Origin of the sequence: Streptomyces sp. NRRL B-1347 (assembly GCF_000720325.1) — a bacterium.
In the GTDB taxonomy this organism is placed as follows: domain Bacteria; phylum Actinomycetota; class Actinomycetes; order Streptomycetales; family Streptomycetaceae; genus Streptomyces.
The window spans coordinates 1-5,070 of record NZ_JOJM01000203.1 but is presented as its reverse complement, the minus strand read 5'-3'; the positions used below and the strand labels follow the sequence as shown (position 1 = coordinate 5,070).

Annotated in this window: 2 protein-coding genes and 1 pseudogene; all 3 read left to right on the top strand. The window is 73.2% G+C overall.

The window, feature by feature from the left end:
- A partial coding sequence (locus tag IG74_RS0144435; RefSeq protein ID WP_030689486.1) for a beta-ketoacyl reductase occupies positions 1-1,120 on the top strand: 1,120 nt, incomplete at its 5' end.
- A 150-nt stretch (positions 1,121-1,270) separates the two neighbouring features.
- Positions 1,271-3,408, top strand: a pseudogene (locus tag IG74_RS53070) (type I polyketide synthase); the annotation flags it as partial.
- A gap of 2 nt (positions 3,409-3,410) precedes the next feature.
- The coding region (locus IG74_RS53065) for a polyketide synthase dehydratase domain-containing protein (RefSeq protein ID WP_234334685.1) at positions 3,411-5,070 on the top strand (1,660 nt) is incomplete at its 3' end.

Here is a 5,070-nt window from a genome sequence, read left to right as displayed (position 1 = left end):
ACTCACGGGTGTCGTCCACACGGCGGGTGTCTTTGACGCCGGTGTGATCGGGGCGCTGTCTCCGGAGCGCCTGGAGCGGGTGTTCGCGCCGAAGGTGGATGCGGTGCGGCATCTGGACGAGCTGACGCGGGGCCTGGATCTGCGTGCGTTCGTCGTCTATTCGTCGGCTTCGTCTGTGTTCATGGGTGCGGGCAGTGGTGGTTATGCGGCGGCGAACGCGTTCCTGGACGGGTTGATGGCGCAGCGGCGGGCGGCGGGTCTGCCCGGTCTCTCGCTCGCCTGGGGCCCGTGGGAGCAGACCACCGGCATGGCGGACACCATCGACGACCTCACCAGGGCGCGGATGAGCCGGCGTGAAGGGCGCGGGGGAGTCCTGGCGCTCAAGTCCAGCGAAGGCCTGGAGCTGTTCGACGCCGCCCTGGCGTCCGGGCGGGCGCTGCTGGTGCCGGTCAAGCTCGACCTGCGCGATGCGCGTGCGGACGCGGCGGCCGGCGGCGGGGTACCGCCCCTGCTGCGCGGTCTCGTCCGCGCGGCCCGGCAACCGGCACGGGCGGCGGGAGGCACCGGCGGCGATCACCGGCAGCTGGCCGAACGGCTGGCCGGGCTCGCCGCCGCGGAGCGTAGGAAATTCCTGCTCGACCTGGTGCGCGCCCAGGCCGCGGTGGTGCTCGGCCACACCGGGCCGGGGAGCGTACGGCCGGACACGGCGTTCAACGAAGCCGGGTTCGACTCGCTCACGGCGGTGGAGCTGCGCAACCGGCTGCGCGAGACGACCGGCCTGAAGCTGCCCGCCACCCTGGTCTTCGACCATCCGACCCCGGTCGCCCTGTCGGCGTACCTGCTCGGCGAAATCGCCGTCGACAGCGCGTCCCCCGCGGACCCGGTCCTCGCCGGGCTCGCCGGACTGGAGGCGGCCATCGAATCGGCGGCGGGCGACGAGGAGGCCCGGGGCCGGATCACCGTACGCCTGCGGGAACTGCTGAAGGCCGCCGAGGCCGCCGAGGCCGCTGAGGCGGCGGGAGGCCGGGACGCGGCACCGGACGCCGCGGGCACGAGCGAAGACGATCTCGAAAACGCGAGCGACGAGGAGCTGTTCGCGATCTTCGACCGGCTCGACTGACCAGACCCCGCCCGACTGAGCAGGACCCGCCCCGACTGACCAGGCCCCGCCCCGACTGAGCAGGGCCCGTACGGCGCGTCGACCGACCCGCATCCACTCCACCGCCATCGCACACATCGAATTCCTGGGAGCTGAGTTCAGTGGCTCGATTTCCCGGACGACCGGGGCTGGGACCTGGAGGGTCTGTTCGACCCGGATCCTGATCACGCCGGTACGTCGTACACGCGGCAGGGTGGATTCCTGCGCGGGGCGGGGCTCTTCGACGCGGGGTTCTTCGGCATCTCGCCGCGCGAGGCGATGGCGATGGACCCGCAGCAGCGGCTGCTCCTGGAGACCTCGTGGGAGGCGCTGGAGGATGCGGGCATCGATCCTCTGTCGTTGAAGGGCACCGACGTCGGGGTGTTCTCCGGTGTGTCCAGCCAGGGGTACGGAGCCGGTGCCGGGGTGGTGACGCCGGAGTCGGAGGGCTTCGCGGGCACGGGCGCGACGCCGAGCGTGGCGTCGGGCCGGGTGTCGTACGTGTTCGGCTTCGAGGGCCCGGCGGTCACCGTCGACACGGCGTGCTCGTCGTCGCTCGTGGCGATCCATCTGGCCGCGCAGGCCTTGCGGAACGGCGACTGTTCGATGGCCCTGGCCGGTGGTGCGATGGTCATGGCCACGCCCGGCAACTTCGTGGCGTTCTCCCGGCAGCGGGGCCTGGCCACGGACGGGCGGTGCAAGGCGTTCGCGGACGGCGCCGACGGCATGGGCCTCGCCGAGGGCGCGGGCGTGGTCCTGCTCGAACGCCTCTCGGTGGCCCGGGAACGCGGCCACCGCGTCCTCGCGGTGCTCCGGGGCAGCGCGGTGAACCAGGACGGCGCCTCCAACGGCCTCACCGCCCCCAACGGCCCCTCCCAACAGCGGGTGATCCGCCGGGCCCTGGCGAACGCGGACCTGTCCCCGTCCGACGTGGACGTGGTGGAGGGCCACGGCACGGGGACGTCCCTCGGCGATCCGATCGAGGCCCAGGCGCTCCTGGCGACGTACGGGAAGGGGCGGGACCCACAGCAGCCGCTCTGGCTCGGCTCGTTGAAGTCGAACATCGGGCACACCCAGGCCGCCGCCGGTGTGGGCAGCGTGATCAAAATGGTGCAGGCGCTGCGCCACGGCGTCATGCCGCCGACCCTGCACGTCCAGGAGCCCACGACTGAAGTGGACTGGTCGGCGGGCGCGGTCGAGCTCCTGACGGAGGCGCGCGCGTGGCCTCGTGACGCTCGCCCGCGCCGGGCCGGGGTGTCCTCGTTCGGCGTGAGCGGAACGAACGCGCATCTGATCCTGGAGGAGGTCCCCGAGGAGCCGGTCTCCGAGGAGCCGGTCCCCGAGGAGAGCGGGTCGTCGAGTGTGGTGCCGCTGGTTGTGTCGGCGCGTGGCCACGCGGCGCTCTCGGGACAGGCCGCGCGCCTCGCGGCACGCGTCGAAACCGCCGGTGAGGTGTCGTTGGCGGGTGTGGCCGGGGCGCTGGTGTCGGGCCGGGCGCTGCTGGACGACCGCGCGGTGGTCGTGGCGGGCTCGGCCGAGGACGCACTCGCCGGGCTGGGGGCGCTGGCGCGGGGCGAGAGCGGCCCGGACGTCGTGTCCGGGAGCGTCGCCGGTTCAGGTGAGCCGGGCGGCCTCGTGCTGGTGTTTCCGGGGCAGGGTTCGCAGTGGGCGGGGATGGGGCGTGAACTGCTCGACTCCTCCCCGGTGTTCGCTGAGCGGGTCGCTGAGTGTGCGAGCGGGTGGATGTGGTGCAGCCCGCGAGCTTTGCGGTGATGGTGGGGCTGGCTTCGGTGTGGGCGTCCGTGGGTGTGAAGCCGGATGCGGTGCTTGGGCACTCGCAGGGTGAGATCGCGGCGGCTTGTGTGGCGGGTGCGTTGTCGCTTGAGGATGCGGTGCGGGTGGTGGCGTTGCGGAGTCAGGCGATCGCGGCGCGGCTGGCGGGGCGTGGGGGCATGGCGTCGGTCGCCCTAGGTCCGCAGGAAGTGGCCGGGCGTCTGGAGCCGTGGGCCGAGAGGGTCGAGGTCGCGGCCGTGAACGGGCCGTCCTCCGTCGTGGTCGCTGGTGACGCCGAGGCCTTGGACGAGGCCCTGCGGGAGCTCTCCGGTGACGGCGTACGAGTGAGGCGCGTGGCCGTGGACTACGCCTCGCACACCCGCCACGTCGAAGATATCCGGGACACCCTCGCCGAGGCGCTGACCGGGGTGAGCGCGCAGGCTCCGGCCGTGCCGTTCTACTCGACCGTCACTAGCGGTTGGGTGCAGGAGGCCGGTGCGTGGACTGGTCCGCGATCGTGCCCACGGGGACCGCGTCGGGGCGCGTGGCGCTGCCGACGTACGCCTTCGACCATCAGCACTACTGGCTCAAGCCGGGGGAGTCGGCATCCGACGCGGCGTCGCTGGGCCAGACTCCCGCCGAACATCCGCTGTTGGGCGCGGTGGTGCGGCTGCCGCACTCCGACAGCCTTGTCTTCACGTCCCGGCTCTCGCTGCGCTCGCACCCCTGGCTGGCCGATCACGCCGTCGGTGGTGTGGTGATCCTGCCGGGCACAGGGCTCGTGGAGTTGGCGGTACGGGCCGGTGACGAGGCCGGCTGCGGGGTCCTGGAAGAGCTGGTGATCGAGGCCCCACTGGTCGTGCCCGAGCATGGTGGGGTCCGTATGCAGATCGCGGTGGGCGCACCGGGTGAGAGCGGTGCGCGCACGGTCGAGGTGTACTCCCAGCGCGCGGACGCCGGCCCTGCCGACGCATGGACGCGGCACGCCACCGGACTCCTGACGGCATCGCAAGCGACACCCGCGGAGGTGCGGGAGTACGACTTCGCCGCCTGGCCGCCGCCCGGCGCCCGGAAGGTCGAGGTGGAGGCGAGCGACTTCTACGACGGTCTGGTCGCGCGTGGTTTCGGCTACGGGCCCGCGTTCCAGGGGGTGCGGGCCGCGTGGCGGCGCGGCGACGAGGTGTTCGCGGAGGTCGCGCTGCCCGAGGAGCAGCGCAAGGAGGCGGGCAGGTACGGCATCCACCCCGCGCTGCTCGACGCCGCCCTCCAGGCGGGGACGTTCGCCGCCGCGGCGGATCCGACGGCGGAGGACTCCGGGGAACCGATCCTCGCGTTCGCGTGGAACGGCCTGGTGCTGCACGCCGCGGGAGCTTCGGCGCTGCGCGTACGCATCGCTCCGTGCGGGCCGGACGCACTGGCCGTACAGGCTGCCGACGAGACCGGTGGCCTGGTCGTCACGATGGACTCCCTGGTGTCCCGGCCGGTGTCGGCGGACCAGTTGGGGGCGGCGACGGACGGGGCGGTCGCCGACTCGCTGTTCCACGTGGACTGGACCGAGCTGCCCCCGGCCCAGGTGCGGGAGCCCGCGCCGCCATGGGCGGCCGTGGCCACCGCGGCCGAGGTGGCGGCCCTCGCAGGGAGCCCGACGGTTCCGCCGGTGGCCGTCCTGGAAGCGGTCGGAGACGATGGCGCGGACGCGGTACTGGCCCTGACCTCCCGGGTGTTGGCGGTGGTCCAGGCGTGGCTGGCCGGGGCCGGGCTTGAGGAGTCACGCCTTGTGGTGGTGACGCGGGGCGCGGTGTCTGCGGGTGAGGACGCGGTGCTGGATCCCGCGGGGGCCGCCGTGTGGGGTCTGGTGCGGGCCGCGCAGGCCGAGAACCCGGACCGGATCGTCCTCCTCGACACCGACCCGGCATCCCAGGAGGGCCTGGCATCCCTACTGGGACCGGCCCTTGCCACCGGCGAACCCCAAGTGGCCGTGCGTGGAGCGACTCTCTCCGTGCCGAGGCTGGCTCGCGTCGTCGATCAAGTACCGGAGAGTCCGGTGGTGTTCGGGTCGGAGGGCACTGTGTTGGTCTCGGGTGGCGGGTCGCTGGGCGCTCTGGTGGCTCGGCATCTGGTCGTCCGGCACGGGGTGCGGGGCCTGGTGCTCGCCAGTC